Source organism: Halobacillus sp. (assembly GCF_049282395.1).
Taxonomy (GTDB): domain Bacteria; phylum Bacillota; class Bacilli; order Bacillales; family Halobacillaceae; genus Halobacillus.
Map to the genome: position 1 here is coordinate 1 of NZ_JBAPTY010000121.1, position 4,331 is coordinate 4,331.

At 41.0% G+C, this 4,331-nt stretch carries 4 protein-coding genes and 1 pseudogene; 1 reads left to right on the plus strand and 4 read right to left on the minus strand.

Annotated elements, in window-relative coordinates; all coding sequences use genetic code 11:
• The 3 genes from WAM07_RS05675 to WAM07_RS05685 all read right to left on the minus strand — a co-directional run.
• Positions 1–219 (minus strand): hypothetical protein (locus WAM07_RS05675; protein ID WP_422165493.1); only part of this gene is annotated, 219 nt, incomplete at its 3' end.
• A gap of 171 nt (positions 220–390) precedes the next feature.
• Positions 391–1,083, minus strand: a complete 693-nt coding sequence (locus WAM07_RS05680) for an amino acid ABC transporter permease (RefSeq protein WP_422165495.1) — start codon at positions 1,081–1,083, stop codon at positions 391–393.
• Positions 1,084–1,092: 9 nt separating this feature from the next.
• Entirely contained in the window at positions 1,093–1,980 is an 888-nt protein-coding gene (locus WAM07_RS05685; RefSeq protein WP_422165497.1) for a transporter substrate-binding domain-containing protein, read from the minus strand.
• A 276-nt stretch (positions 1,981–2,256) separates the two neighbouring features.
• Between WAM07_RS05685 and WAM07_RS05690 the strand changes: the two genes are divergently transcribed.
• Positions 2,257–4,170: a heavy metal translocating P-type ATPase gene (locus tag WAM07_RS05690; protein ID WP_422165499.1), complete on the plus strand. Its 1,914-nt coding sequence runs from the start codon at positions 2,257–2,259 to the stop codon at positions 4,168–4,170.
• 53 nt (positions 4,171–4,223) lie between these two features.
• On the opposite strand, the pseudogene WAM07_RS05695 reads toward WAM07_RS05690, so the two are convergent.
• Positions 4,224–4,331, minus strand: a pseudogene (locus WAM07_RS05695) (ribonuclease); the annotation flags it as partial.

A 4,331-nucleotide genomic window follows, 5' to 3' on the forward strand; every position in this document is an offset into this window, starting at 1 on the left:
CACATCTTTTACGACCCATTCCTTTTCATATTTAAAGGAGACCTGCTCCATCTTTACAATTGGATGATTACTCATATTAATCCCTCTCAAAAAATAATAATGATTACGATTTAAATTATATAAGACACAGCGCTTTAAGTAAATGAGAAGGATATTTCCTTTCAATTTACCTAATTCATAATGGTTACGATTTAAAGCGCAATCTTCATCATAAAACAAGACAGCTCTTCACGCAACACTTCTCTATTTAGGTAAGCTCTTATTTAAATAGCAGCCTTTTGTATAAGTTTTCTTATTTAGAGTTCTCTTATTTCAAGAAACCAAAACCCTCAGAGCGGACTGCCATAATAAAACCGCCAGAGAAATGTTTCTTCCGGCGGTTTGTTGGAACTATAAGTGTCTGTTGTATCGCTTTTCCAAATAATCCTGTAAAGCAGAAAACAGCATGGTCAGCGGCCAGTAAACTAAAGCCGCGGTGATATACATCGTTAACGAATCAATCGTCCGTCCTGCCGCAATTTGAGCTTTATTTAAGATTTCAGGTACAGAAATCATAGCTGCTAGCGACGTCGCTTTCAATAAATCCAAAAAAACGTTGCCAAGAGGCGGAATGGCAATTCTGGTAGCCTGAGGCATGATGATCCGCCGGATGGTCTTCCAGTAGGAGAAACCTAGAGCCCTGGCGGATTCCCATTGCCCGTAAGAAACACTATTTAAGGAAGAACGATTGATTTCTGCAATATAAGCGGCACTATTTGTACCAAAGCCTATAATAGCGGCCATAATAGCAGAAAATTCAATACCAATTAACGGAAATCCATAATATAACACAAATAAATAAACGAGAATTGGTGTTCCACGCATGAATGAGATATATAAGCGGGCAGGCCATCTAAACCAGATCCGATCCGCCCCTCTGGCAAGAGCGAGGAAAAAGCCAATTACCAGCCCTATGGCCATGCCTATCACTGAAATAAGCAGAGTGAGCGGAACCCCTTCTAATATGAAAGGAAGGTTGTTCCAGGCGGTTTCCGTATTAAAAAGCTGCTCTAATTTAATCTCATCAATTTGAATACCTAACATAATAGACCCTTACAAATCGATGCCTTCAAGCTCACGGACATCTTTTTCAGGTTTTTTCGAAGCATCTTTTCCTCCGAAAAATTCTTTTGATATTTCAGTAAGCGTGCCATCTTCCCTCATCTGCTGAAGTGTAGCATCCACTTTCCCTTTCAGCGTCTGAGCGTCCTTAGGCATCACGATCGCTGAAGTAGTTGGGTGGAACTGAAGATCAGGATGCAGTTGTACTTCAATCTCTGGAAGAGCTTTTAGAGCCAGCGTCTGCAAGTAATAATCGTTAATAATGAAATCAGTACGGCCATTCGCTACATCACGAAGGTATACATCATTCGCTACATTTCCGTAGCTTTTTGTTTCTGCGCCAAAGTGCTCGGCAATTTGGGAGTATACTGTGGTAGCTCCTCCGCCGTGTACCTTACCTTCCAGATCTTCCAACGTTTCAATTCCAGAAAGATCAGATTCACGGACGACCATTGTAGAATATGAATACTTGTAAGGTTCACTGAATGCGAATTTCTCTTTACGATCCTTTGTCGGCTGGAAATCGTTAATAACCATATCCACACGACCACTGTTAATAGAGGATAATAGCGCATCTACCCCGTATTCTTTAAAAGAAAGTTCAAGGTCCAGTCGGTTGGCTACCTCTCTCATAATTTCGATATCATAGCCCGTCAGTTCATCGGAACCTTCCGGGTAATAAGAGGCGGGAAATAATGTCCCAGCTGTACCGACTACAATTTTCCCTTCTTCTTTGATCTCGCTCCATTTTTCTCCAGAGGCTTCCTGGCTGGAGTTGTTATCTTCACTGCTTTCACTGTTCTCATCTCCACTTGAGCCACAAGCGGCAAGTATCACAGAAAGCGTAAGCATAAGTATAGTTAATAGTCCTTTACGCATTTGTGGATATCCACCTTTCTAAAATTGTTTACGCACCTATCCAATATAGCAATTTTAGCGCCTTAATATCAACCAGCTTGCTCGGTTATTGATTTCCTGCATTGTCAAAAAATAGTGCTTGTTCCGCCCTTGACTACGCACAATTTAATGGTATATTAATAATATATATCAGATTATAATTATTTTAATTTAAAGTGCTTCTAATTCTAATAAATCCAGTTTTAAAACTAGTTGGTTATGATAATCGTTATCAATTATATTAAGGAGTTGAGAATTATGTCATCTGAATCAAGCTCATTTCCTATCCAGAGTCATTTATTTCGCCCCTCTTGGAAGTTTATGAAAACACATGCAGAGTTAGTGGCCGCATTACTAAGCGGAGTCCTCGTCTTATTTGCATGGCTTTTATCCAGTTACATTTCTGAAAGTGTATTTGTTCTTCTTCACATCGCTGCTTTCGTAATCGGCGGATTTGCTAAAGCCAAAGAAGGACTCGAAGATACCATACATGAAAAAGAACTAAATGTTGAACTGCTCATGATTTTAGCTGCCATTGGTTCTGCTGCTATCGGCTACTGGACAGAAGGAGCCATTCTCATTTTCATCTTTGCGTTAAGTGGTGCCCTGGAAACGTACACGTTAAATAAAAGCCAGAAAGAAATCTCTTCCTTAATGGATTTGCAGCCCGAAGTAGCCCTGAAGGTGACGGAAGAGGGATACGAAGTCGTATCAGTAACCGACCTCTACGTGAACGATCGTATTTTAATAAAACCAGGTGAACGCATCCCGGCTGATGGAACGATCATTAAAGGTTCAAGCGCCATAAATGAAAGTGCCATCACTGGAGAGTCGATCCCTGTAACAAAGGGCATTGATAAAGAAGTGTTCGCAGGTACCGTTAATTTAAATGGGAGTCTGACTGTTGAAGTAACCAAGAAATCAACAGACACGCTATTCCAGAAAATAATACTCATGGTTCAATCCGCACAAAGCGAGAAATCTCCTTCTCAACTTTTTATTGAGCGTTTTGAAAGTACTTATGTAAAAATTGTACTTGGTGTTGTTGCGGTGATGCTATTCCTTCCCCATTTCTTATTTGGCTGGAGCTGGATGGATACGATTTACAGAGCCATGATCCTGCTTGTAGTTGCCTCCCCGTGTGCTTTAGTAGCTTCCATTATGCCGGCAACGTTGTCCGCCATTTCAAACGGTGCACGTCATGGGCTGCTTTTTAAAGGCGGTGTACACCTGGAGAACCTGGCTCATCTGAATGCGATTGCGTTTGACAAGACAGGAACGCTGACTAATGGAACACCCGAGGTAACCGATGCGTTATATGCAGAAGAAGAAAATAAAGAGGTAATCCTTTCTATTGCTGCTTCCATCGAACAGGAATCGAACCACCCTATTGCCCAGGCTATTGTCCGGTATGCATCACAAAAAGAAGTGCCTTTGAGCTCAGTGGAACACATGCAGGATATAAGTGGAAACGGTGTAAAAGCTTCTCACGAAGGAAATGAATGGAAAGTAGGAAAACCTGAATTTGTAGGAAAAGAGGAAGCCTATTTATTTCAGAATGGGATTGCTGAAACATTAGCGAAACAAGGTAAAACCGTTATATTTGTGAAAAAGAATAACGAAATTGCTGCTATTTTTGCTATGAAGGATACAGTCAGAGAGGATACCAAAGAGGCGATAGAAGAATTAAAAAAACAAGGTGTTTATACCATTATGCTGACAGGCGATAACTCAGCCACAGCTGAAGCTATTGCGTCAGAAGCCGGAGTTGACCATTATATTGCCGAATTGCTCCCTGAGAAAAAAGTAGATGAAATTAAAAAACTAAAAGCTCACTTCACTCAGGTAGCCATGGTAGGCGACGGAATTAATGATGCTCCAGCCCTTGCTACGGCCAATGTGGGGGTAGCTATGGGAGGGGGAACGGATGTAGCTCTTGAAACATCGGATGTTGTCTTAATACAAAATGATCTTTCACGGATTTCACAGGCAAGAAGATTGTCTTCACGCATGAATCGCATTGTTAAGCAGAATGTAGTCTTCTCCATAACCATAATCATGCTGCTTATTATCAGTAATTTCCTTCAGGTTATTGACCTTCCCCTGGGTGTAGTTGGACACGAAGGAAGTACCATTTTAGTTATTCTAAATGGTCTGCGTTTATTAAAATAAACAGACATTCCCGGCTCACCTTTGGGTCCGGGAATGTCTGTTTTTAATTAGGTTCAGGAATATTTCTTATCTCTTCGACGCCGGCGGAAGATAGCATTGATTTCGCCGCCTAAAATAATGACGATGCCAGACAGGTAAAACCAGATCATTAAGACAATGAC